This window comes from gamma proteobacterium symbiont of Lampromicra miyakona, from assembly GCF_059730895.1.
Genome location: NZ_AP035932.1, coordinates 121,100 through 145,008, shown reverse-complemented (window position 1 = coordinate 145,008; position 23,909 = coordinate 121,100). Strand labels below are relative to the sequence as shown.

19 protein-coding genes are annotated in these 23,909 nt (G+C 58.9%); 7 read left to right on the top strand and 12 right to left on the bottom strand.

Annotated elements, in window-relative coordinates:
* Position 1 precedes the first annotated feature (1 nt).
* Positions 2 to 358 carry a YijD family membrane protein gene (locus AC6I8P_RS00685; RefSeq protein ID WP_021506823.1) on the bottom strand — a complete coding sequence of 119 codons (357 nt, stop codon included), beginning with the start codon at positions 356 to 358 and terminating at the stop codon, positions 2 to 4.
* 18 nt (positions 359 to 376) lie between these two features.
* Positions 377 to 1,021, bottom strand: a complete 645-nt coding sequence (fabR, locus tag AC6I8P_RS00680) for an HTH-type transcriptional repressor FabR (RefSeq protein ID WP_031279587.1) — start codon at positions 1,019 to 1,021, stop codon at positions 377 to 379.
* A 193-nt stretch (positions 1,022 to 1,214) separates the two neighbouring features.
* Between fabR and sthA the strand changes: the two genes are divergently transcribed.
* The gene (gene sthA / locus AC6I8P_RS00675; RefSeq protein ID WP_021506825.1) at positions 1,215 to 2,615 is read left to right on the top strand and encodes a Si-specific NAD(P)(+) transhydrogenase; all 1,401 of its coding nucleotides are present in this window, start codon (positions 1,215 to 1,217) and stop codon (positions 2,613 to 2,615) included.
* Here the strand turns inward: sthA and oxyR are convergent.
* The 6 genes from oxyR to argC form a co-directional block, all read right to left on the bottom strand.
* The gene (oxyR, locus tag AC6I8P_RS00670; protein ID WP_021506826.1) at positions 2,598 to 3,515 is read right to left on the bottom strand and encodes a DNA-binding transcriptional regulator OxyR; all 918 of its coding nucleotides are present in this window, start codon (positions 3,513 to 3,515) and stop codon (positions 2,598 to 2,600) included. The two genes, sthA and oxyR, sit on opposite strands and share 18 nt — an antisense overlap.
* A 294-nt stretch (positions 3,516 to 3,809) precedes the next feature.
* Positions 3,810 to 4,685 carry an Ig-like domain-containing protein gene (locus AC6I8P_RS00665; RefSeq protein WP_481657217.1) on the bottom strand — a complete coding sequence of 292 codons (876 nt, stop codon included), beginning with the start codon at positions 4,683 to 4,685 and terminating at the stop codon, positions 3,810 to 3,812.
* A gap of 100 nt (positions 4,686 to 4,785) precedes the next feature.
* Positions 4,786 to 6,165 (bottom strand): argininosuccinate lyase, encoded by a 1,380-nt coding sequence (gene argH, locus AC6I8P_RS00660; RefSeq protein ID WP_104094280.1) that lies wholly within the window; start codon positions 6,163 to 6,165, stop codon positions 4,786 to 4,788.
* Positions 6,166 to 6,240: 75 nt separating this feature from the next.
* The gene (locus AC6I8P_RS00655) at positions 6,241 to 7,458 is read right to left on the bottom strand and encodes an argininosuccinate synthase (RefSeq protein ID WP_021506829.1); all 1,218 of its coding nucleotides are present in this window, start codon (positions 7,456 to 7,458) and stop codon (positions 6,241 to 6,243) included.
* A 14-nt stretch (positions 7,459 to 7,472) separates the two neighbouring features.
* The gene (gene argB / locus AC6I8P_RS00650; protein WP_125310725.1) at positions 7,473 to 8,249 is read right to left on the bottom strand and encodes an acetylglutamate kinase; all 777 of its coding nucleotides are present in this window, start codon (positions 8,247 to 8,249) and stop codon (positions 7,473 to 7,475) included.
* Positions 8,250 to 8,267: 18 nt separating this feature from the next.
* Complete coding sequence (gene argC, locus AC6I8P_RS00645) at positions 8,268 to 9,272, bottom strand: N-acetyl-gamma-glutamyl-phosphate reductase (protein ID WP_282996698.1); 1,005 nt, start codon at positions 9,270 to 9,272, stop codon at positions 8,268 to 8,270.
* 167 nt (positions 9,273 to 9,439) lie between these two features.
* Here argC and argE point away from each other — a divergent pair, with 167 nt between their 5' ends.
* Together argE and ppc are read left to right on the top strand one after the other, a co-directional pair.
* A complete protein-coding gene (gene argE / locus AC6I8P_RS00640) occupies positions 9,440 to 10,588 on the top strand; it encodes an acetylornithine deacetylase (RefSeq protein WP_021506832.1) in 1,149 nt (382 codons plus the stop codon).
* Between the two features lie 249 nt (positions 10,589 to 10,837).
* Positions 10,838 to 13,489 carry a phosphoenolpyruvate carboxylase gene (gene ppc, locus AC6I8P_RS00635; RefSeq protein ID WP_031279588.1) on the top strand — a complete coding sequence of 884 codons (2,652 nt, stop codon included), beginning with the start codon at positions 10,838 to 10,840 and terminating at the stop codon, positions 13,487 to 13,489.
* A gap of 76 nt (positions 13,490 to 13,565) precedes the next feature.
* Here the strand turns inward: ppc and metF are convergent, their stop codons facing one another.
* The 3 genes from metF to metB all read right to left on the bottom strand — a co-directional run bounded on the left by metF (position 13,566) and on the right by metB (position 18,272).
* Positions 13,566 to 14,462: a methylenetetrahydrofolate reductase gene (metF, locus tag AC6I8P_RS00630; RefSeq protein WP_021506834.1), complete on the bottom strand. Its 897-nt coding sequence runs from the start codon at positions 14,460 to 14,462 to the stop codon at positions 13,566 to 13,568.
* A 214-nt stretch (positions 14,463 to 14,676) separates the two neighbouring features.
* Positions 14,677 to 17,109, bottom strand: coding sequence for a bifunctional aspartate kinase/homoserine dehydrogenase II (locus AC6I8P_RS00625; RefSeq protein ID WP_477530345.1), 2,433 nt, complete (start codon positions 17,107 to 17,109; stop codon positions 14,677 to 14,679).
* A 2-nt stretch (positions 17,110 to 17,111) separates the two neighbouring features.
* Positions 17,112 to 18,272, bottom strand: coding sequence for a cystathionine gamma-synthase (gene metB, locus AC6I8P_RS00620; protein WP_021506836.1), 1,161 nt, complete (start codon positions 18,270 to 18,272; stop codon positions 17,112 to 17,114).
* 279 nt (positions 18,273 to 18,551) lie between these two features.
* Here metB and metJ point away from each other — a divergent pair, with 279 nt between their 5' ends.
* Positions 18,552 to 18,869, top strand: a complete 318-nt coding sequence (metJ, locus tag AC6I8P_RS00615) for a met regulon transcriptional regulator MetJ (RefSeq protein WP_007885403.1) — start codon at positions 18,552 to 18,554, stop codon at positions 18,867 to 18,869.
* A 77-nt stretch (positions 18,870 to 18,946) separates the two neighbouring features.
* Here the strand turns inward: metJ and rpmE are convergent, their stop codons facing one another.
* The gene (rpmE, locus tag AC6I8P_RS00610) at positions 18,947 to 19,162 is read right to left on the bottom strand and encodes a 50S ribosomal protein L31 (RefSeq protein WP_021506837.1); all 216 of its coding nucleotides are present in this window, start codon (positions 19,160 to 19,162) and stop codon (positions 18,947 to 18,949) included.
* 276 nt (positions 19,163 to 19,438) lie between these two features.
* On the opposite strand from rpmE, the gene priA reads away from it, so the two are divergent.
* The 3 genes from priA to ftsN all read left to right on the top strand — a co-directional run bounded on the left by priA (position 19,439) and on the right by ftsN (position 23,897).
* Positions 19,439 to 21,637, top strand: a complete 2,199-nt coding sequence (priA, locus tag AC6I8P_RS00605; protein ID WP_058770775.1) for a primosomal protein N' — start codon at positions 19,439 to 19,441, stop codon at positions 21,635 to 21,637.
* Between the two features lie 166 nt (positions 21,638 to 21,803).
* On the top strand, positions 21,804 to 22,841 hold the full coding sequence (cytR, locus tag AC6I8P_RS00600; protein ID WP_021506839.1) for a DNA-binding transcriptional regulator CytR: 1,038 nt from the start codon (positions 21,804 to 21,806) through the stop codon (positions 22,839 to 22,841).
* Between the two features lie 153 nt (positions 22,842 to 22,994).
* Complete coding sequence (gene ftsN, locus AC6I8P_RS00595) at positions 22,995 to 23,897, top strand: cell division protein FtsN (protein ID WP_238561379.1); 903 nt, start codon at positions 22,995 to 22,997, stop codon at positions 23,895 to 23,897.
* Positions 23,898 to 23,909 lie beyond the last annotated feature (12 nt).

Sequence of the window (23,909 nt, the reverse complement as noted above, 5' to 3'; positions counted from 1 at the left end):
TTCAGTGCTTGTTCTTGCTGCGGCGGAAGCGCATGGCGATCCAGAACACCAGCGCCACCATCAGAATGGTCGGGATGAAGTTAGACCCGATATCCGGATATTCGGCACGCACCAGCGCGCTGTACACCAGAATCCCCAGCAGAAAAAATGCCGCCGCCAGCGAAGGCATGCCGTCCGGCATATTGCGGTTGAGATAGCGCTGATGCAGACACCACGCGGCAAGGCCAAGGGCGATCAGCGGGAAAATCGAAAAGGGAACAAAGGTGCTGAACAGCACCGAAAAGGAGCCGTTGATAGCTAAACCGGTGATAAAAGCCAGTAACAGCGTTCCTTTATCGCGAGGGTTTTGCTCAATCATTTCATTATCCTTATCACATTACTCTTCGGGGGTTTCCAGGGTAACCGCCAGGCGCTCTTGCTCCCGGCGATACCAGTAATAAGCGCCTTTGGCGATCATTCGCAGCTGCAGCACCAGACGCTCTTCCAGTTTGCGCCGCTGTTCGATATCCACATCCAGCGCTTCCGCGCCGGCGCTGAACACAATCGTCACCATCGCTTCCGCCTGCGCTTCGGTAAAGCTGCGCGGCATGCGGTTTTCCAGCTCAAGGTAGTCGGCCAGTTCAGCGATAAAGTGCTGAATCTCCCGCGCGACCGCCGCACGAAAAGCCGCTGACGTGCCGGAGCGCTCGCGTAGTAAGAGACGAAAAGCGTTGGGATTGTTCCCGATGAACTCCATAAACGTGGCGACCGAGGTTTTGATGATGCTGCCGCCTTTGGCAATGCGCTGGCGCGCCTGGCGCATCAGTTGGCGCAGCATCAGGCCACTTTCATCAACCATCGTCAGGCCGAGTTCATCCACATCGCGAAAGTGACGGTAAAACGAGGTCGGTGCAATGCCGGCTTCGCGTGCCACTTCGCGTAAACTCAGGCTGGCAAAACTCCTTTCTGCACTTAACTGACTGAATGCCGCTTCAATCAGTGAACGTCGTGTACGTTCTTTTTGTTGCGCTCGAACGCCCATTTTCCCGGCCTTGTGAGTAATCAGGCAGGCACTATAACAAACTTTTCAGCGTACAGCGGCGCAAAGTTTGTGACCGCCTGTTAACCTCACTGATTGTCAAACTTTGCCAATTTACGCTGTTAGAATTCAGATGTGCGCGGCGAGATGTTAGAATCTCGTTGTAAAAATGTATAGAAACATAGGACGTACTGGTATGCAAAAGTCTTACGATTACGATGCCATTGTGATTGGCTCCGGTCCGGGCGGCGAAGGTGCGGCGATGGGGCTGGTGAAGCAGGGAGCGCGCATTGCAGTGATCGAACGCTACCACAACATCGGCGGCGGTTGTACTCACTGGGGAACCATCCCTTCCAAAGCTCTGCGTCACGCTGTCAGCCGTATCATCGAGTTCAATCAAAACCCTCTTTATAGCGATCACACCCGACTCCTGCGCTCCTCGTTCGCCGACATTCTGAATCATACTGAGAACGTCATCAGCCAGCAGACTGCCATGCGTCAGGGCTTTTACGAGCGTAACCGCTGTGAGCTTTATCAGGGCGACGCCCATTTTGTTGATGCCAACACCATCGAAGTGGAACAGCCAGACGGCACGCGCGAGCGCTTAACCGCAGAGAAGTTTGTCATCGCCTGTGGTTCCCGCCCGTATCATCCGGCGGACGTCGATTTTACCCATCCGCGCATTTACGACTCCGACTCCATCCTCAACCTGCATCATGAACCCGGCCACGTCATCATTTATGGTGCGGGCGTGATTGGCTGTGAATATGCGTCGATTTTCCGCGGTCTTAACGTCAAGGTTGACCTGATCAACACCCGCGATCGCCTGCTGGCGTTCCTCGATCAGGAGATGTCTGATTCGCTCTCTTATCACTTCTGGAACAGCGGCGTGGTGATTCGTCACAACGAAGAGTTTGAGAAGATTGAAGGTGTCAGCGATGGCGTCATCATGCACCTCAAATCCGGCAAAAAGGTCAAAGCCGATTGCCTGCTGTACGCTAACGGCCGTACCGGTAATACCGATTCACTGGCGCTGGAAAACGTCGGGCTGGAAGCCGATGGCCGTGGACTGCTGAAAGTGAACAGCATGTATCAGACCGCGCAGCCGCACATTTATGCGGTGGGCGACGTGATTGGTTACCCGAGCCTGGCCTCTGCCGCTTACGATCAGGGCCGCATTGCCGCGCAGGCGATCATCAAAGGGGAAGCCACCGCGCACCTGATTGAAGATATCCCGACCGGGATTTACACCATTCCGGAAATCAGCTCTGTCGGCAAAACCGAACAGCAGCTGACGGCGATGAAAGTGCCGTATGAAGTGGGTCGTGCGCAGTTTAAGCATCTGGCGCGCGCGCAGATTGTCGGCATGCACGTCGGCAGCCTGAAGATCCTGTTCCACCGCGAAACCAAAGAGATTCTGGGTATTCACTGCTTTGGCGAGCGTGCGGCGGAGATCATTCACATCGGCCAGGCCATCATGGAGCAGAAGAACGGCGGTAACACAATTGAGTATTTCGTGAACACCACCTTCAACTACCCCACCATGGCCGAAGCCTACCGCGTGGCGGCGTTAAACGGCTTAAACCGCCTGTTTTAACGAACGGTCCAGGTAACCCTGCATGTGGGTTTTAATTGCTTCTGCCAGCTGCTCATAGCGGCTGCGCAGAGGCGATCCCGGACGATACACCAGCGCGATGGTGCGCTGCGGCACCGGTTTGTAACACGGCAGATAGCACACGCCATCACGTACGCGCTCATTCGGTACCGCCAGCGACGGCAGCAAAGTGATACCGCTGCCGGCTGCTACCATGTTGCGCAGCGTTTCCAGGCTGGTCGCGCGGAAATGGGTATCTTCATCAGCGCCGGCTTCGAAGCAGAAGCCCATCGCCTGATCGCGCAGACAGTGACCATCTTCCAGCATCAGCAGTTTCTCACCGGCCAGATCCGACATCGGCACGCGATCGCGATCGTGCCACGGGTGATCCTGGTAGATCGCCAGCTTCATCGGCTCGTCAAACAGCGGCACTTCAATAAAAGCTTCGCTCTCTTTTACCAGCGCCAGAATCGCGCAGTCGAGCTTACCGCTGTCGAGCTGCGCCAGCAGCTGCTGCGTTTGCGCCTCGTGCAGATACATCTCGAGTTTCGGGAAGGTCTGATGCAGCATCGGAATAATATGCGGCAGCAGATAGGGACCGGTGGTCGGAATCAGACCAATGTGCAGCGGCCCGGACATGGTTTCACCCTGCTGGCTGGCCATCTCCTTCAGTACCTTCACTTCACGCAGCACGGTTCGCGCCTGATCCACCAGCAGCAGTCCAGCCTGAGTAAACAGCACTTTACGGCTGGTCCGTTCCAGCAGCATCACACCCAGTTCATCTTCCAGCTTGCGAATCTGCCCGCTCAGGGTCGGCTGGCTGACATGACAGGCATCAGCGGCACGACGAAAGTGGCGATGTTCCGCCAGCGAAACCAGATATTCCAGATCACGAATGTTCATTGATAGCCTCCAAACCACGATAGCCCGTGGCGATAGATAGAATAGCAATGAACGATTAGCCCTATCAAGCGGTGAACAGGAATAATACCGGCCATCTGATTAAGACCACAGATTGTTAAAGCGGCTAATGCAGACACGCAACAACAACAATCTGGAGCAGCACCTGCAACCTGCTCACGAAATCACTGAGTTGGCCGGGAGTGCCAGCCCTTTGATGATGTGCCTATAACTATATGTAATTCCGAAGCTAGAGGTTGGCGGGCTACTTAAAGCCCGCTTTTTTTTGCCTCTGCATCACAGTGGCACATCACCCAGCAACTGCTGCAAATCCTGCTCCGTCAGCACCAGGGAGTGGCCGACGATACCGGACTGCGTCAGCTCCTGCTGCAGATCGTCATTATTCAGCACCAGCTCATACTGCTGCGTGGCCGGGTTAAGCTCCGCGTCCTGGAACAGGTTAACCGGCACGCTGGCCAGCAGGTCGTGCAGATGCAGGCCGCTGAGCGCCTCCGGCCGGGCCGCACCTCCCGTAACATCATCCGCGACGATCAGGCTGACCGGCGCACTGACATTCCCTGCGCCGCATATCACCACGATCTGATGCTCGCCAGCGGCCAGCGCATGAGATGGCGTAAAGGTCCATTTGTGATCGCTATCGACCAGCGCACTGCCGAGCGGCTCATCGTTATCAAACAGCTCAACCCGGCTGCCGGGCTGGCCTTTACCGGAAAAGGTCGGCTGGGTTTGCGTGGTGCTCTCTTCCGGCCAGATAAACTGCGCACCGCTGTGCATGGCGGTTAGCGTGACCGGCACAAAACCGGCGTCTTCGACGATCAGCGTGAAGGGTGCGCTTGCGCTCTGCGGCATTGCCGCCACCTGTGCCACGAACTGATGACTCCCGCCCGCCAGCGTGGCAGGCAGCGTAAAACTGAAGTAGCCGGTCTGAGCATCGCTGAGCGTGCTGCCCACTAACTCGCCGTTATGGTAACACTCAAGCGTGACGCCACGGCCGGCATAGCCGTTCAGCGCAGGGCGCGTATCGCGGGTGATCTCGCCATCGACAATAAAACCGCCGTCATTCACCGAGGCGGAATCGAAGGTGACAGGAACCTGGTTTTCAACGGCCGGCTCCAGAGGAAAGAAAGGGTAGCCAAAGCGTGAAGTGCTCATTTATGTTCTCCAAATTAACTGCGAGCACACTTTAAGAACTCTTCACGCCAGGCCGATCAAGAATTGTCTCTTTTTTACGAAAGAAATTTCCTGGCGCGCATTACGCCAGGTTTAAGCGCTGCTTCGCTTCGCCAATCGCCAGCGCCACCTGCTGTGGTGCTACGCCGCCGCGCGCGTTACGCTTATCGAGACAAGACTGCAGCGACAGCACCGGATAAACATCTTCCCCGATCGCCGCGCTAAACTGCTTAAACTGCGCCAGACTTAATGCTTCCAGCGCGACGCCTTGTTTGATCGCTTCCACCACGGTTTCGCCGACGATATGGTGCGCTTCGCGGAACGGCACGCCTTTGGCTACCAGATAATCGGCCAGTTCGGTCGAGTTGGCGTAACCCTGCTCGGCGGCTTCCTGACAGCGCGGACGCTTCACCTGAATGCCATCCAGCACCAGCGCTGACATATGCAGGCAGTCAAGCCAGGTATCGAGCGCATCGAACAGCCCTTCTTTGTCTTCCTGCATATCTTTGTTGTACGCCAGCGGCAGCCCTTTCAGCGTCATCATCATGCCGGTCAGCGCGCCCTGCACACGACCGCACTTGCCGCGGATCAGCTCCAGCGCGTCCGGATTTTTCTTCTGCGGCATCAGCGATGAGCCTGACGTCACTTTATCGGACAGCTCAATAAAGCCGGCTTCACCGGTGTTGAAGAAGATCATGTCTTCAGCGAAGCGCGACAGGTGCACCATGCCAATCGAGGCATCAGACAGCAGCTCCAGCACGTGATCGCGGTCTGACACGGTATCCAGGCTGTTACGCGTGGCAGAGGCGAAGCCGAGCCAGCCGGCCAGCTGCTCACGGTCGATCTCATAAGCAGTGCCGGCCAGCGCGCCGCAGCCCAGCGGGCTGACGTCCAGCCGCTTCAGCGTATCCTGCAGACGGCTCTCGTCGCGCGCCAGCATCTCAACGTAGGCCAGACACCAGTGGGCAAACGTCACCGGCTGCGCCCGCTGCAGGTGGGTGTAGCCCGGCATCACGGCATCCTGATTGGCTTCAGCCGTGGCTACCAGCGCTGACTGCAGCTCGCGCGTGGCTTCCAGCAGCAGTGCCACCTGCGTTTTACACCACAGTTTGAGATCGGTCGCCACCTGGTCGTTACGGCTGCGCCCGGTGTGCAGCTTTTTGCCCAGCGCGCCGACTTTGTCGATCAGCTTGCCTTCCACCCAGCTGTGAATATCCTCGGCATCGCTCTGCAGAATCTGCTGCGGATTGGCGCGAACCTCTTCCAGCAGCGCATTCAGCGCGGCTTCCAGCTGCTGCTGCTCTTCACTGCTCAGCACGTTTACCGTGACCAGCGCTTTTGACCAGGCCACCGAACCGATGATGTCCTGCTCCGCCAGGCGGTAGTCAAACCGCAGTGAGTCGTTGAACTGTTTAAACCGTTGATCTGCCGCCTGCGAAAAACGTCCGCCCCAAAGTGCCATCTGTTTGCTCCTGAATCTGTTAAACAAAGGGCGGCCCGAAGCCGCCCCTGCAAAATATGTCGCCTGCCGCCGGTATTACTTCTTCTGCTCGTTCAGCGCGCGAATGCGTGAAGAGAGCGAGAACAGACGGATAAAGCCGCCCGCGTGACGGTGATCGTACACTTCGTCTTCGCCGAAGGTGGCAAACTCTTCTGAGTACAGGCTGTTCGCCGATTTTTTCTGGATCGCCGTGGCCTGGCCTTTATACAGCTGCAGTACCACTTCCCCGTTCACCAGCTCTGCCAGCGATGCGGCAGCGGCCTGGATTGACTGACGCAGCGGTGCAAACCAGCGGCCGTCATACACCACGTAAGACATCTCCTGACCCAGCTGTTCACGCCATTTGAAGCTGTCGCGATCCAGTACCAGCTGCTCAACCGCACGCAGCGCGTTGACCATAATGGTGCCGCCAGGGGTTTCGTAGCAGCCGCGTGATTTAATGCCCACCAGACGGTTTTCCACGATATCAATCCGGCCCACGCCGTGTTTCGCTCCCAGCGCATTGAGTTTTTCCAGACACTGGAACGGGCTCAGTTTCTCACCGTTCACCGCCACAACCTGACCTTTCTCCACGCTGACAGTGACGTTTTCTGGCTGATCCGGCGCTTCCAGCGGATCGACGGTCCACACCCAGCAATCTTTGTTTGGCGCGTTCCACGGGCTCTCCAGCACGCCACCTTCGGTCGAGATGTGCCAGGCGTTCTCATCACGGCTGTAGATTTTTTCCAGCGACGCGGTGGTCGGGATATTGCGCTCTTTCAGGTAATCCAGCAGCGCTTCACGCGAACGCAGGTTCCACTCACGCCATGGCGCCACCACTTTAAGCTGCGGTGCCAGCGCGGTATAGGTGGTTTCGAAACGCACCTGATCGTTGCCTTTACCGGTTGCGCCGTGGCACAGCGCGTCTGCGCCCACTTTCAGCGCCAGTTCAACCTGCGCTTTGGCGATGATAGGACGCGCCATTGAGGTGCCCAGCAGATAGGTGCCTTCGTACAGCGCACCGGTCTGCAGCACCGGGTAAACGTATTCGCTGATAAACTCTTCACGCAGATCGACCACGTGGCACTCAGACGCGCCCGACTGCAGCGCTTTCTTCTCTACGCCTTCCAGATCGGCCGGATCCTGACCAATGTTGGCCACGAACGCCACCACTTCACAACCACCGTAGTTCTCTTTCAGCCAGGGAATGATGGCCGAGGTATCCAGACCGCCCGAGTAAGCCAGAACGATTTTTTTGATGTTTTGCGTGCTCATGTCGTAATCCTTGATTATGCGAGAATCCGGGTGCCAATCGACACGCCGTTGAAAAGGGTTGGCAGCTGTTCAGCATGACGCCAGCTGGCAATATCCACCGGGCGGCCCAGCGTACGCGCCGCGTCGAGCGCCGCATGCACTTTCACAATCATGCCATCGGTAATAATGCCCTGGGCAATCAGCTGCTCGGCTTTGGCTGCAGTCATCTCGGCGATACGCTGACCTTTGCCGTCCAGAATACCGCTGACGTCCGACAGCAGCACCAGATCGGCACCGATGGTCGCGGCCAGTGCAGTCGCAGCCTGGTCAGCGTTGACGTTCATCAGTTCACCACCGTCGGTGATGCCAATCGAGCTGATTACCGGCATATAGCCCGCGTCCAGCAGCGTATTCAGCAGTTGCGGATTACCCGGCGTGGCGTTGCCCACGTGACCCAGCTCTTCATCGAACTGCGCCACATTCACCAGGTCCGCATCGCCAAGGCACAAACCCACCGCGCCGATGCCGTACTTCTTCGCCCACGCCAGCAGCGTTTTGTTGGCGGTGCCAGCCAGCGCACCGGTAATAATGTCGATCTGATCGGCCGGCGTCACGCGCAAACCGTTCTTCTTTTTCACCGGCAGCGCCAGTTTCTTCATCAGCTCGTCCACCAGGCAGCCGCCGCCGTGGACAATGATCAGCGGACGCTGGTGCTGCGTGCGGTACGCCAGCAGGGCATCAAACAGACGCGCCAGCGCTTCTTCGCTATCCAGCAGTACACCGCCCAGCTTAATGATCAGAGGATTGCTCATGGTCAGGTTATCCGTCCGTTAAATCAGAGACAGCGTTTCGGGGAAGCCGAAACGAATATTGAGACACTGCACCGCCTGTGAGGAGGCGCCTTTCAGCAGGTTGTCTTCCGCTGCGACAACAATCAGGTGCTCGCCCTGCACGGCAAAGCCGATATCGCAGAACGGCAGGCCAACCACCGCTTTCAGCGCCGGTACGCCTTTGTCGTACAGCCGCACCAGCGGTTTGTCGTGGTAGGCGCTGTGGAACGCCGCCGCCACATCCTGCTGGCTCACGCCGGCGTTCAGACGACAGGTGATGGTTTCCAGAATGCCGCGCGGGAAATTACCGAGATGCGGCGTGAAGATCACCGGCGTGCCGAGATGGGCCACAATCTCCGGATGGTGACGGTGATTGAAAAGGCCGTACGGCTGCAGGCTGACTTCACAGAAGCTGGTGGTGACGCTGGCTTTACGTCCGGCACCGCTGACGCCGCTGGTGGCATTGATGACCGGCCACTGAGCCGGATTAAGCAGGCCAGCCTTAATCAGCGGCTTAAGCGCCAGCTGCGCGGCGGTCGGATAGCAACCCGGCACCGCCACCAGCTGCGCGTCTTTAATCTGCTCGTGGTTCCATTCGGCCAGGCCGTAAACGGCTTTGTCGAGCCACGCCTGGTGCTGATGGCTGAAACCGTAATACTGTTGATAAAAGCCGTCGTTGTTAACGCGGAACGCGCCTGAGAGGTCGAACACCACGCAGCCGGCTTTCAGGAATTCCGGGGCCAGATCGTGGCTGACTTCGTGTGCGGTGGCGAGGAACACCACATCGACCTTGCCGGCCCACTCTGCGGCGTCACCCAGCGGCTGCAATGGCAAATCGACCCTGCCTTTCAGCTGCGGATGGAGATCGGAGAGTAACTTTCCGGCATCCGGGCTTTGCGCTGAAACCGCCAAAGCGGTTATGTTCATATGCGGGTGGCGATTCAGGTAGGTGGCAAGCTCTACGCCAGCATAACCACTGGCACCAACGATCAGCGTATTCAACATCAGGCTGTATACCTTATTACAGTCACACGTATCGGGTCGCGGCATTGCCCCGTTGCCCACGATGCCGTTTGCAGCTTTTTTCAGTTCACATGCAGACGACGTTAATGTATTTTTATTCACTATTAATGCATTAATATTGATACATCCTAACCCAGGGACCGTCAACAGTGAAGACAAAAATTCCACCTTTTATCGAACTCTACCGCCAGCTGATTGCAACACCGTCGATCAGCGCCACCGACAGCGCGCTGGATCAGAGCAATGAAACTTTAATCAATTTGCTGGCGGGCTGGTTCCGCGATCTCGGCTTCAGCGTGGAAGTCCAGCCGGTGCCGGGCACGCGCCACAAATTCAACCTGCTGGCGCGCAGCGGCAGCGGCGCAGGTGGCCTGCTGCTGGCGGGCCATACCGACACCGTGCCGTACGACGACGGCCGCTGGACGCGCGATCCCTTCACCCTGACCGAACACGACAACAAGCTGTACGGCTTAGGCACCGCCGACATGAAAGGCTTCTTTGCCTTTATTCTTGATGCGCTGCGTGACGTTGACGTGACGAAGCTCAGCAAACCGCTGTACATCCTTGCCACCGCCGATGAAGAGACCACGATGGCCGGCGCGAAATACTTCTCTGAATCGACCCAGCTGCGGCCGGACTGCGCCATCATCGGCGAACCGACGTCGCTGAAACCGGTGCGCGCCCACAAAGGCCATCTGTCGCACGCCATCCGCATTCAGGGTCAGTCCGGTCATTCCAGCGATCCGGCGCGCGGCGTGAACGCGATCGAGCTGATGCATGAATCCATTACTCAGCTGATGCAGCTGCGTAATACGCTGAAAGAGCGCTATCACCACGACGGCTTCGCCATTCCATATCCGACCATGAACTTTGGCCATATCCACGGCGGCGACGCGGCGAACCGCATCTGCGCCTGCTGTGAGCTGCATATGGATATCCGTCCGCTGCCGGGACTGACGCTGAGCGATCTCGACGGTTTACTCAATGAAGCGCTGGCACCGGTGAGCGCGCGCTGGCCGGGCCGTCTGACTGTCGGTGAGCTGCATCCGCCGATTCCCGGCTACGAATGCCCGGCCGATCATGAACTGGTGAAGGTGGTGGAGAAGCTGCTGGGGGTGCCGACAGAAGTGGTGAATTACTGCACCGAAGCGCCGTTTATCCAGCAGTTGTGCCCGACGCTGGTGTTAGGGCCTGGATCCATCAATCAGGCGCATCAGCCAGACGAGTTTATTGATACCGCATTTATTAAGCCGACTCATGCGCTTATCACTCAGGTTGTGCAGCATTTTTGCCATTGATGATTAAAAGATGGGGCATTTCACTGCGAAATCAGCAAATTGCCCCGTCATTATCCGGGATTTGATAATAAGAATAACTTATCCCACCTCCTGTCAATTAAATTCGATGAATTTCCGATAGTTAGCAGCACGATACCGGCAATTTAAGTCAATTGACGAACAGGAAGAACCGTGGCTAGATAAAAGACGATGTTATGCCCGTTGGGTATAGAGGTTTTATATTTAAGACGATAAGGGTGTCAGGGTCACATGAACGAACAATATTCCGCAATGCGAAGTAATGTCAGTATGCTCGGCAAACTGCTCGGGGATACGATAAAGGATGCACTGGGAGAGAACATCCTCGATCGGGTGGAGACCATCCGCAAGCTCTCTAAGTCATCCCGTGCAGGAAATGACACTCATCGTAAGGAACTGCTCTCCACGCTGCAAAACCTGTCTAACGACGAGCTGCTGCCGGTGGCACGCGCGTTCAGCCAGTTCCTTAACCTCACCAACGTGGCAGAACAGTATCAAACCATTTCGCGCAGCGGCGACGGTGCTAACCATCCGGAGCTGCTGAAAAAAACCTTCGAGCGCCTGAAGCAGCAGAGCGATCTCAGCGAGCCGGCCATCCGCCAGGCGATTGAGGAGCTGTCGCTGGAGCTGGTGCTCACCGCTCACCCGACCGAAATTACCCGCCGCACGCTGATCCACAAGCTGGGCGAAGTGAACAGCTGTCTGCAGCAGCTCGACCACAGTGACATCACCGACTACGAACGCAACCAGGTTATGCGCCGTCTGCGTCAGCTGGTAGCGCAGGCGTGGCACACCGATGAGATCCGTAAATATCGCCCGACGCCGGTAGATGAAGCCAAATGGGGCTTCGCGGTGGTGGAGAACAGCCTGTGGGAAGGCGTACCGGCGTTTCTGCGCGAGCTAAACCAGCAGGTGGAAGAGAGCTTCGGCATCCAGCTGCCAGTGGATTTTGTGCCAATCAAATTTACCTCGTGGATGGGCGGCGACCGTGACGGTAACCCGAACGTCACCGCACCGATTACCCGCCACGTGATGCAGCTAAGCCGCTGGAAAGCCGCCGACCTGTTCCTGCGCGACATCGGCGTGCTGGTGTCCGAGCTGTCGATGTCCGAGTGCAGCGACGAAGTGCGCGAACTGTGTGGCGATGCGGAGGCGCTGGAGCCGTATCGTGTAATTCTGAAACGTATCCGCAGCCAGCTGATGAGCACCCAGAGCTATCTGGAGCGCCGTCTGAAGGGTGAGCGCCTGCCGCGTCCGGCCGATCTGCTGGTTTCTAACGATCAGCTGTGGCAGCCACTGTTTGCTATTTACCAGTCGCTGCAGCAGTGCGGCATGGGCATCATCGCCAACGGCCAGCTGCTTGATACGCTGCGCCGCGTGAAGTGCTTCGGCGTGCCGCTGGTGCGTATCGATATCCGTCAGGAGAGCACCCGCCACACCGAAGCGATTGCCGAAGTGACGCGCTATCTCGGACTGGGCGACTACGAAAGCTGGTCAGAAGCCGACAAGCAGGCGTTCCTGATCCGTGAACTGAATTCCAAGCGGCCGCTGCTGCCGCGGCAGTGGGAGCCCAGCGACAACACGCGTGAAGTGCTGGATACCTGCAAAGTGGCGGCAGAAGCGCCGCAGGGTTCGATTGCCGCCTATGTGATTTCGATGGCCAAAACGCCGTCTGATGTACTGGCGGTGCATCTGTTGCTGAAAGAGGCCGGCATCCCTTACGCAATGCCGGTGGCGCCGCTGTTTGAAACCCTCGACGACCTCAACAACGCCAATGACGTGATGAGCCAGCTGCTGAATATCGACTGGTATCGCGGCTTCATCAACGGCAAGCAGATGGTGATGATTGGCTATTCCGACTCGGCAAAAGATGCCGGCGTGATGGCAGCCAGCTGGGCGCAGTATCAGGCCCAGGATGCGCTGATTAAAACCTGCGACAAAGCCGGCATTACCCTGACGCTGTTCCACGGACGCGGCGGTTCGATTGGCCGCGGTGGCGCACCGGCGCATGCAGCACTACTGTCACAGCCGCCGGGCAGCCTGAAAGGCGGCCTGCGCGTGACCGAACAGGGCGAAATGATTCGCTTCAAATATGGCCTGCCGGAAGTCACCATCGCCAGCCTGTCGCTTTACACCGGGGCGATTCTGGAAGCCAACCTGCTGCCACCGCCAGAACCAAAACGCGAATGGCAGGAGATCATGAACGGCCTGTCAGCCTATTCGTGCGCCATGTACCGTGGCTATGTGCGTGAAAATCCGGACTTCGTACCCTACTTCCGCTCGGCGACGCCAGAGCAGGAGCTGGGTAAATTGCCGCTCGGATCGCGTCCGGCGAAACGGCGTCCGACCGGCGGCGTTGAGTCGCTGCGCGCCATTCCGTGGATCTTCGCCTGGACGCAGAACCGCCTGATGCTACCCGCGTGGCTGGGGGCCGGCGCGGCGCTGCAGAAAGCGATGGACGAAGGCCATCAGGATCAGCTGGAAACCATGTGCAGCGAATGGCCGTTCTTCGCCACGCGCCTCGGCATGCTGGAGATGGTGTTCTCGAAGGCTGACCTGTGGCTGGCGGAGTATTACGATCAGCGTCTGGTGGATAAATCGCTGTGGCCGCTCGGCAAACAGCTGCGCGATCAGCTCGATGCCGACATCAAAGCGGTGCTGACCATCGCGAACGATGCGCATCTGATGGCGGACCAGCCGTGGATCGCCGAGTCCATCGCGCTGCGTAACGTCTACACCGACCCGCTTAACGTGCTGCAGGCGGAACTGTTGCAGCGTGCGCGTGCGCAGGAAGAGCGCGGCGATGAACCTGATGCGCGCGTAGAACAGGCGCTGATGGTCACTATCGCTGGCGTCGCGGCCGGCATGCGTAACACCGGCTAACGGCTGGCGGCGCATCACGCCTTGCACAGCAAGAAGGGGGCCCTGAGGCCCCCTTCTCTTTTTTATCCTTTCACGCTTATGCCGCCAGCGTCGGGCGAACACCCAGCGTGTGGCAGATGGCGTAGCTCATCTCGGCGCGGTTTAGCGTGTAGAAATGAAAGTCCTTCACCCCTTCGCGCGACAGGATTTTCACCATGTCCATGGCGATGTTGGCACCGACCATTTTGCGCGTCTCCGCATCATCATCCAGCCCGTCAAACATGGCGTTCATCCAGCCCGGTACGCGCACGTTGGTCATGGTGGCGAAACGCTGCAGCTGTTTAAAGTTGGAGACCGGCAGAATGCCCGGCACGATCTCCACGTCGATACCGGTGGCCACGCAGCGATCGCGAAAGCGCAGATAGCTCTCCACGTCGAAGAAAAACTGGGTGATCGCGCGACTGGCGCCGGCATCAATTTTTCGCTTCAGATTGATCAGATCCGCCTGCGCACTCTTCGCTTCCGGATGCACTTCGGGATAGGCCGCTACCGAGATGTCGAAATCACCGACCTCTTTCAGCAGCGACACCAGATCGCTGCCGTACATGTCCGGTTTGCCGCCACCCGGTGGTAAATCGCCGCGCAGCGCCACGATATGGCGAATGCCGTTATTCCAGTAGTCACGCGCAATGGCGCGCAGTTCATCGCGCGTCGCATCAATACAGGTGAGATGCGGTGCCGCTTCCAGTCCGGTGCGCTCTTTAATGCCTTTGATGATGCTGTGAGTGCGGTCGCGCTCGCCGGAGTTGGCACCGTAAGTGACCGAGACGAATTTGGGTTTCAGGCTGCTCAGGCGGTCGATGGAGTTCCACAGGGTTGCTTCCATTTCGCTGGTGCGGGGCGGGAAAAACTCAAAAGAGACATTAATTTGCCCGTTCAGCTCAGCCAGGCTCTGGTTCAGCGCTTCGCGCTGATTGGCATGAAAGAAACTCATCCTGTTACCTCATCATCACATATCGATTAATTTGCGAACCGCGAACATCCATACGTTTAGACGTCCAGATGCACAAAATGAACGATCTTCAGCTTAGCGTCAACATAAAATTGCTTGCCGGGCGTGACAAATATTCAACCAAAGTGAAAGGGATTCACCTGACGGGGAAGCAGAGGGAAAAACGCAGACAGCGGACGCCGTCTGCGCAGCAGGTTTACAGCAGTTGGGCGAGACGATTGATATCAGACTGGAGCGCACCGGCGGTGACATCCCGGCCGGCACCCGGCCCGCGGATCACCAGCGGATTGTCGCGATACCAGCGGCTTTCAATGGCAAACACGTTATCGCACGGCAGCAGCGCCGCCAGCGGATGCTCCGGACGCACCGCTTCCACGCCGACGCGCGCTTTACCGTTGGCATCGAAACGCGCCACGTAGCGCAGCACCAGACCCATCTCCTGTGCGGCTTCGAAGCGCTGCAGCATCTGCTCGTTCAGCTCGTCAGCGTTTTCAAAGAAGTGGTCGATGGATTCGCCTTCGCACTGTGACGGCACCAGCGATTCAACCCGCACCTGATCCGGTTCGATGTCGTAACCGGCTTCGCGCGCCAGAATCACCAGTTTGCGCATCACGTCCTGACCGGAGAGATCAACGCGCGGATCGGGCTCGGTTAAGCCCTGCTGCCACGCCTGATCGACCAGCTCGCTGAACGGCACCGTGCCGTCAAACTGCAGGAACAGCCACGACAGCGTGCCGGAGAAGATACCGCTGATCGCCAGAATGCTGTCGCCGCTTTCGCGCAGGTCGCGCACCGTGTGATTGACCGGCAGTCCGGCACCCACGGTCGCGTTATACAGCCAGTGGCGACCGGTTTTGGCAAAGGCATCGCGTACCTGACGCCAGCTCTGGCCGCTGGCAGCGCCGGCCACTTTATTGGCGCTGATGACGTGGAAGCCGTGGCTGGCAAAATCGTGATACTGCTGCGCCAGCGAATCACTGGCGGTGACGTCAAGCACCACCAGATCGTCAAACGGGTGTGCGCGCATCCACAGGAACAGCGACTCTTCGTCGCGCGCTTCGGCCTCATCATCAAAGAAGGCCAGCGCCCGACTGGCGTCGAGACCGTCATAGCTCAGCAGGCTGCGGCTACTGTCCGCCACGCCCGCCAGCACAAACTCGAACCCGGTACGCGCCGACAGCGTCTCCTGCTCGCGCGCGAACAGCTCCAGCCAGCGTGAGCCGATATTGCCTTTGCCGAACAGAATCAGGCCGATGCGCTTCTCGGCGCGGAACAGCGACTGGTGCAGTCCCTGAATCAGGTGCTGGGTCGGTCCGACGCGCAGCACCGCCACCAGGCTGATGTGATCTTCTGACTGCCAGACGAATTCGACCGGCTGGTCTTTGATCTGCTGCCAGAAGCGATGGCTGTGCAGCGGATTACGCGTTACGCCAGCACCGACCAGCGCCACCAGCGCCAGACCGTCGCGCAGCTGCAGATGACCGGGCAGCGCCGCGTCCTGCAGCAGGTTAAAGGCGCTGTTGACCACTTCCGAGGTGTAACACAGCTGCAGCAGGCGACGATCCGGATGGATACCCATCGCCAGCGGACGCAGCTGCGCGCGCTTCAGTAGCAGATCGATCTCTTTCTGCTGGGTAGCAAAATCGTGGCTATCAGGAATCTGAATCTCAACCAGGCAGACATCGTCGTGGCTGGTGACAATGCGCGCGCCGGTGCCGGACGCCAGCACGCGCTCAATGCGCGTTGAGCCCTGCTCCGGCTGATAGCTGCAGCGCAGCTGTAAATCGATGTCGCTGTTGGAGACCGGCTGCAGCGTACGCGTGTGCAGCACCGGCGCCGCCAGTCGGGCCAGCTCGCTGGCCTCATCCAGCCGCAGCAGCGGCAGCAGGCAGGCATCAGAGACCTTGCGCGGGTCCGCGCTGTAAACGCCAGCCACGTCGCTCCAGATGGTGACGCGGTTCACGCCCGCCAGCGCGCCAATCTGCGTTGCCGAGTAGTCAGAGCCGTTACGGCCGAGCAGTACGGTTTCGCCCGCTTCGCTGCGGCTGATAAAACCCGTCACCACCAGACGCTTATGCGGATGCTGCGCCAGCAGCGCCTGCAGCAGCGGCCAGGATTTGCCTTCATCTACCTGCGGCTGTGCCGCCCGTTCGGCACGCAGAAAGTCGCGCGCGTCCAGCCACGCCGCGTCGATATCGCGCTGGCTGAGCACCGCCGCCATCAGGCGCGCCGACCAGATTTCGCCGTGGCCGACCACTTCGGCGTATACCGCATCGGTGATGGCGCCGTCGAGCAGCGCCGCCAGGCGTTCAAGATCGCGGATGAAGGCTGCGGTCAGGGTTTCTGCATATTCAGCAGGCAGCAGTGCAGCGATCAGTTCGCTGTGAAAACGGCGTAACGCCTGTTGCACCTGATGGGCCGATAAGCGATCGCTCTGGCTCAGCTTGAGCCAGCTGATCAGCTGGTTAGTGGTGCTGCCTGCGGCAGAGACCACCATTAAGTCGCCCGGCTGGCTGTAATCGGCCATGATACCGGCGACGCGCTGATAACAGCGCGCGTCGGCCAGGCTACTGCCACCAAATTTATGCAACTGCTTGATCGGCGTTCCCGCGCCTGCTGAAATCGTCATGGTTACCCCTCGGCTGCGATCCTGAATGCATTATCCAGGTCGGCGATTAAATCTTCGTGATCTTCAATTCCGACAGAAATACGCAGCAGCGAGTCGGAAATGCCCGCTGCGGCACGCGCGTCCGCCGACATGCCGGCGTGCGTCATGGTGGCGGTGTGCGAAATCAGACTTTCCACGCCGCCCAGCGACTCCGCCAGCGTAAACAGCTGCAGCGCTTTCAGGAAGCGGCGCAGCCGCGCCTCATCGGCGTCGAGTTCAAAACTGAGCATGGCGCCAAAACCGCGCTGCTGACGCGCGGCAAACTGGTGGCCGGCGTTCTCTGGCAGAGACGGATGATACAGCTTTTTCACCAGCGGTTGTTGCTTCAGGTAATCAACAATCGCCAGGGCGTTACGCTGCGCCGCCGCCATGCGCGGTGCCAGGGTGCGCAGGCCGCGCAGCAGCAGGTAGCTGTCAAACGCCGCGCCGGTGACGCCAATGTTATTCGCCCACCAGGCGAGTTCCGTGACCAGCGCCGGATCTTTAGCGATGACCGCACCGGCCACCACGTCCGAGTGACCATTGAGGTATTTGGTGCAGGAGTGGATCACCAGATCGGCACCCAGCGCCAGCGGGTTCTGCAGCGCCGGGCTGAGGAAGGTGTTGTCCACGACGCTCACCGCACCGGCAGCACGCGCGGCGGCGCAGATGGCCGCAATGTCCACCACGCGCAGCAGCGGATTGCTCGGGCTTTCGACCAGCACCAGCTTTGGTTTTTCCGCCAGCGCCGCCGCCAGCGCCGCTTCATCGCCCTGATCGACAAACTTCACGCGGTAAGCGCCACGCTTGCTCAGGCTGTCAAACAGACGATAGCTGCCGCCGTAGCAGTCGTGCGGCGCCACCAGCAGATCGCCTGGCTTCAGGAACACCGTCGTCACCAGATGAATCGCCGACATCCCGGTGTTGGTCAGCACCGCGCCCGCGCCGCCTTCCAGCTCAGCCAGCGCGCGCTGGACCACATCGCGCGTCGGATTACCGCGGCGTGAATAGTCATGCGCGCGCGGCTCGTTGAAATCGAGGAAGTTATAGGTGCTGGAGAGGTGAATCGGTGGGACAACGCAGCCATATTGCTCGTCATCATTCAAACCGCTGCGTACTGCGATGGTTGCCTGTTTACGCGTCATGGTGCTTACTGTTCCTGAAGTGTAATAAAAAAGTGGCAACAGAATAACATTCCGCAACTGGACGTCAATACATCTGGACATCTAAATGTCTTTGCGTATAGATTGAGCAAAGCCGCAATACCCGCTAAAATTACGCGTCATCGCCTGGTGTTCAGCGCGCTTTCCTGTGAAACGCGATGTGTAAGCATAAAACCGGCAGTTTAAGCGGTCAGGCATCGAAAAATCGGGCATAATCAACGGATTTCCCCATATTCAACTTTTTATTGATTAAGGTAACCCATGGCTGAATGGAACGGCGAATATATCAGCCCTTACGCTGAACACGGTAAGAAGAGCGAGCAGGTTAAGAAGATTACAGTTTCTATCCCGCTGAAAGTGCTGAAGATTTTAACGGATGAGCGTACCCGCCGTCAGGTGAACAATCTGCGTCACGCCACCAACAGCGAACTGCTGTGCGAAGCCTTTTTGCATGCCTTCACCGGGCAACCGCTGCCGAATGATGTTGATCTGCGTAAAGAGCGCAGCGACGAGATTCCGGAAGAAGCAAAACAGATTATGCGAGAGATGGGCATCGATCCCGACAGCTGGGAATACTGAGGCCAGAAATAAAAAAACCCAGCCGAGGCTGGGTTTTTTCTTGCAACCGAATCGTGAAGATTCGCCGGCAAATAATCTTATTTCTTGCTGCCTGGGATGCTGAAACGCTTGTTGAAGCGATCAACACGACCACCAGAGTCAACAACACGCTGCTTACCGGTGTAGAACGGGTGGCATTTGCCGCACACGTCCAGGTTCAGGGTACCAGTCATGGTTGAACGGGTGTTGATCACGTTGCCGCAAGAGCAGGTGATGGTCACAGCTTCGTATTTCGGGTGAATACCTTGTTTCATGGGAGAACCTCATAAAAGGCCGTGTCGCTCTCCGTGCCAGGCGAACCTGCACAGCACCACACGCGGTTAATAAATGGTGTATCTTTGACGAGTCATCTCATCAAAGGCGGCATAGTATACAGAAAATGAGCGCATTGATCAAATCCGCGCAATGCGCCGTGCTCTGCCATGCCGGGGAAACGCCTGCAGCCAGCGCCGCCGCGCGCTGAAGTATGACGGGGGTGACGCCAGCGTGTACACTACTTCTCCTTTTTACAGAACCGGATAGAGATCGACATGCCCGTTGTTCAGGTTGCCCTGCCCGTTCCGCTGCCTCGCCTGTTTGACTACCTGCTGCCCGCCGATGCGCCGCAGCCGGTGGCCGGCGCGCGCGTGAGCGTACCGTTCGGCAACCGGAAAATGACGGGCATCGTGGTTAGCACGCGCGCAACCAGCGATCTCCCCCTTGCCCAGCTGAAGCAGATTGATGCGTTGCTCGACGACCGCTCGCTGTTCTCACCCGCGCTGTGGCGCATCCTCAACTGGGCCGCCGGCTACTATCACTCTCCGCTCGGCGAAGTGCTCAGCCATGCGCTGCCGGTGCTGCTGCGTCAGGGCAAGCCGGCCCAGGAAGCGCCGCTGTGGCAGTGGGTGGTGAACGAAGCCGGGCGCGAAGTGGCGCTGGAAAGCCTGAAGCGCGCGCCGAAACAGCAGCAGGCGCTGGCGGCGTTGCGTCAGCGGCCGCTGTATCGGCATCAGATCGGCGAGCAGGATTTTACCGATGCCGCGCTGCAGGCGCTGCGTGCCAAAGGGCTGTGCGACCTGCGCGAACATGCGCCACAGCAGCACGACTGGCGCACCAGTTTCGCGGTGAAAGGTGAACGGCTGCGGCTGAATACCGATCAGGCGATGGCGGTGGGCGCCATTCGCAGCGAGGACGAGCATTACGCCGCGTGGCTGCTGGCAGGCATCACCGGATCGGGTAAAACCGAGGTCTATCTCAGCGTGCTGGAGAATGTGCTGGCGCGCGGCAAACAGGCGCTGGTGCTGGTGCCGGAAATTGGCCTGACGCCGCAAACCATCGCCCGCTTTCGTGAACGCTTCGATGCGCCGATTGATGTGCTGCACTCGGCGCTCAATGACAGCGAGCGTCTGGCGGTATGGCTGCGCGCGCGCAGCGGCGAGACCGCCATTGTCATCGGCACACGATCCGCGCTATTCACACCGCTGGCGCGGCCGGGCGTGATCATCATCGATGAAGAACACGACAGCTCCTACAAACAGCAGGAGGGATGGCGCTACCAGGCGCGCGATCTGGCGGTATTCCGCGCTCACGAAGAAGATGTGCCGATTGTGATGGGCTCGGCGACGCCGGCGCTGGAGACGCTGCACAACGTGCGTGTCGGTAAATATCGCCAGCTCAACCTGACCAAACGTGCCGGTAACGCCAAACCGGCGCTGCAGCAGCTAATCGATCTCAAGGGACAGCAACTGAAAGGCGGTCTTGCGCCGGCGCTGCTGGGCAAGATGCGCCAGCACCTGCAGGCGGATAATCAGGTTCTGCTGTTTCTCAATCGCCGCGGCTTTTCGCCGGCGCTGATGTGCCACGACTGCGGCTGGCTGGCGGAGTGCCAGCGCTGCGACAGTTATTACACGCTGCATCAGCAGCATCGTCAGCTGCGCTGTCACCACTGTGACAGCCAGCGTCCGCTGCCGCATCAGTGTCCGGGCTGCGGTTCCACCCATCTGCTGCCGGTCGGCGTGGGCACGGAACAGCTGGAGCAGCAGCTCAGCACGCTGTTTCCTGGCGTACCGGTGTCGCGCATCGATCGCGACACCACCAGCCGCAAAGGCGCGCTGGAGCAGCATCTGGCCGATGTGCATCGCGGCGGAGCGCGCATTCTGGTCGGCACGCAGATGCTGGCCAAAGGCCATCACTTCCCGGACGTGACGCTGGTATCGCTGCTGGATGTCGATGGCGCGCTGTTTTCCGCCGATTTCCGTGCCGCCGAGCGCTTTGCCCAGCTCTACACACAGGTCGCCGGCCGCGCCGGCCGCGCCGGTAAGCAGGGCGAAGTGTTACTACAGACGCACCATCCGGAGCATCCACTGCTGCAAACGCTGCTGCATCGCGGCTATTTTGCGTTTGCCGATCAGACGCTGCTGGAGCGCCAGTCAGTGCAGCTGCCGCCGTGGACCAGCCACGCACTGTTTCGCGCTGAAGATCTGGATAACGCGCAGGCGGCGGAGTTCCTTACTCAGCTGCGTAACCTGCTGGAAGCCAGCCCGCTCAAAGATGAGGCGATGTGGCTGATGGGGCCGGTGCCGGCGCTGGCACCGAAGCGCAGCGGACGCTGGCGCTGGCAACTGCTGCTACAGCATCCGTCGCGCAAGCGGCTGCAGCAGTTGCTGAGCAGTTCACTGCCGCTGGTCACCACCCTGCCCGCCGCGCGCAAAGTCAAATGGACGCTGGATATCGACCCCACCGAGAGTTAAGCCGCGCCACATCTGCGAGCCAGATCGAAAAAAGTCGCACAAGTCACAATTTTTATGCAAATTAAGTAACAACCTCACACGGCGTTGGGTTAACAATAGTGCCCGTCCCGGCACTGGGCCGGCTATATGTGAATATCTATGCGCTGTACCGCGTCAGGAGTTAACGTTGGATCAGAAGCAACCCTCATCGGCAGCCACCATGAAAGATGTGGCCGAGCAGGCTGGCGTCTCCACCGCCACGGTTTCGCGCGCGCTGATGAATCCGGAAAAAGTCTCCGCCGCGACCCGGCAGAAAGTGGAACAGGCGGTGCAGGCGGTCGGCTATGCGCCGCACGGTCTGGCGCGCAACGCTAAACGCGGCGACACGCAAACCATTCTGGTGATTGTGCCGGACATCTGTGACCCTTTCTTCAGCGAGATTATCCGCGGCGTGGAAGTGACCGCCGCGCAGGAAGGCTATCTGGTGCTGATTGGTGACTGCGCGCACCAGGATCAGCAGGAGAAAACCTTCCTTAACCTGATGCTGACGCGCCAGATTGACGGCATGGTACTGCTGGGTTCGCAGCTGCCGTTTGACGCCGGCATTGAAGATCAGCGTAATCTGCCGCCCATGGTGATGGGCAACGAGTTCGCGCCGGAGATGGCGCTGCCCACGGTGCATATCGATAACCTGACCGCGGCCTTTGAAGCGGTGAATCACCTGTTACAGCTGGGCCATCGGCAGATCGCCTGCATCACCGGACCGGAACATATCCCGCTCAGCCAGTATCGGCTGCAGGGCTACATCCAGGCGCTGCGCCGCAGCAATATCGCCATCGATCCCACGCTGATTGTGCACGGCGACTTTACCTTTGAAGCCGGTGCCAGCGCGCTGAAGCAGCTGATGAGCCTGCCGCAGCCGCCGAAAGCCCTGTTCTGCCATAGCGATCTGATGGCGCTGGGCGCGATGAACCAGGCGCGTAAGCTGGGAATGCGTATTCCGCAGGATCTGTCGGTGGTCGGCTTTGATGATATCGAGCTGGCGCAATACTACGATCCGCCCCTGACCACCGTGGCACAGCCGCGTTTTGCCATTGGCCGCGAAGCGATGCTGCTGCTGCTGGATGAGCTGCAGGGCAAACGGGTCAATAACGGTTCACGCCTGCTCGACGCCGAACTCCGCGTCCGCGGCAGTACCGCACCGGCAGCAAAACGCGAAAAATGAATGCGGGAACCCTGCATTTTCAGCAGATTCTGAAGGCAGACTGTGCTGGTCAAAGTTCCAGCCCTTGAGTAACATGACGCATTCCTTGCCGGGCAAAATTAACACCCCATTTACACGCCCAGTGGCATTTTTTTGAAGGGTATCAGAACGAAAGTGGCACAGAGAGATTACGTAGGCCGCGGGCGTTCAACAGGGACGCGTCGCAAAAAACCCGCAGGCCGCAGCAAGAAAAGTAAAGGCGGCTCCGGCACTTCAAAGCTGATGATAGTACTGGCCGTGGCAGTGCTGGTGACCTTTGCCGGTGGTTTATGGTTCATCTCGCATCACAAAAAAGAAGAAACACCGGTGATTCCGAATCATAAAGCCAACGGTAATGGCCTGCCGCCGAAGCCGGAAGAGCGCTGGAAGTACATCAAAGAGCTGGAAAATCGTCAGGTGACCGTGCCGTCGCCCACCGAGCCGTCTGCCGGTGGCGAAATCAAGTCGCAAACCCAGCTGACCGACGAACAGCGTCAGCTGCTGGAGCAGATGCAGGCCGATATGCGCCAGCAGCCGACCCAGCTGAATGAAGTGCCGTGGAACGAACAAACCCCGGCTCAGCGCCAGCAAACGCTGCAGCGTCAGCAGCAGGCACAACAGCAACAACAGCAGTTGCAGCGTCAGCAGCAGCAGTTACAGCAGCAGCAGCGTCAGCAACAGTTGCAGCAGCAACGCCAGCAGGAATTGCAGCAGCAGGCGGCACGCCAGCAGCAGCAACAGGCCGCGCCGATCACTCGCGAGCCGGCGAAGCCGCAGGAGAGCGCCAAAGCCAAAACGGAAGAGAAAGCGAGCACCCAGCGCTGGATGGTGCAGTGTGGCTCGTTTAAAGGCACCGATCAGGCGGAATCGGTACGCGCCGGTCTGGCGTTTGAAGGTTTCGAAAGCCGCATCACGACTGGCGGCGGCTGGAATCGCGTGGTGATTGGGCCGTTTAAAGACCGCAGCAGCACAGACAGCACCGTGAAGCGCCTGCACAGCTCCGGCCACAGCAGCTGTATCCCGCTCGCCCTGCCTTAACCCTCCCTGCTC

Bases quoted from the DNA above. Each gene is read 5' to 3' on its own strand.
- AC6I8P_RS00685 (WP_021506823.1), bottom strand. From the start codon at position 358: ATGATTGAGCAAAACCCTCGCGATAAAGGAACGCTGTTACTGGCTTTT.
- fabR (WP_031279587.1), bottom strand. From the start codon at position 1,021: ATGGGCGTTCGAGCGCAACAAAAAGAACGTACACGACGTTCACTGATT.
- sthA (WP_021506825.1), top strand. From the start codon at position 1,215: ATGCAAAAGTCTTACGATTACGATGCCATTGTGATTGGCTCCGGTCCG.
- oxyR (WP_021506826.1), bottom strand. From the start codon at position 3,515: ATGAACATTCGTGATCTGGAATATCTGGTTTCGCTGGCGGAACATCGC.
- AC6I8P_RS00665 (WP_481657217.1), bottom strand. From the start codon at position 4,685: ATGAGCACTTCACGCTTTGGCTACCCTTTCTTTCCTCTGGAGCCGGCC.
- argH (WP_104094280.1), bottom strand. From the start codon at position 6,165: ATGGCACTTTGGGGCGGACGTTTTTCGCAGGCGGCAGATCAACGGTTT.
- AC6I8P_RS00655 (WP_021506829.1), bottom strand. From the start codon at position 7,458: ATGAGCACGCAAAACATCAAAAAAATCGTTCTGGCTTACTCGGGCGGT.
- argB (WP_125310725.1), bottom strand. From the start codon at position 8,249: ATGAGCAATCCTCTGATCATTAAGCTGGGCGGTGTACTGCTGGATAGC.
- argC (WP_282996698.1), bottom strand. From the start codon at position 9,272: ATGTTGAATACGCTGATCGTTGGTGCCAGTGGTTATGCTGGCGTAGAG.
- ppc (WP_031279588.1), top strand. From the start codon at position 10,838: ATGAACGAACAATATTCCGCAATGCGAAGTAATGTCAGTATGCTCGGC.
- metF (WP_021506834.1), bottom strand. From the start codon at position 14,462: ATGAGTTTCTTTCATGCCAATCAGCGCGAAGCGCTGAACCAGAGCCTG.
- AC6I8P_RS00625 (WP_477530345.1), bottom strand. From the start codon at position 17,109: ATGACGATTTCAGCAGGCGCGGGAACGCCGATCAAGCAGTTGCATAAA.
- metB (WP_021506836.1), bottom strand. From the start codon at position 18,272: ATGACGCGTAAACAGGCAACCATCGCAGTACGCAGCGGTTTGAATGAT.
- metJ (WP_007885403.1), top strand. From the start codon at position 18,552: ATGGCTGAATGGAACGGCGAATATATCAGCCCTTACGCTGAACACGGT.
- rpmE (WP_021506837.1), bottom strand. From the start codon at position 19,162: ATGAAACAAGGTATTCACCCGAAATACGAAGCTGTGACCATCACCTGC.
- priA (WP_058770775.1), top strand. From the start codon at position 19,439: ATGCCCGTTGTTCAGGTTGCCCTGCCCGTTCCGCTGCCTCGCCTGTTT.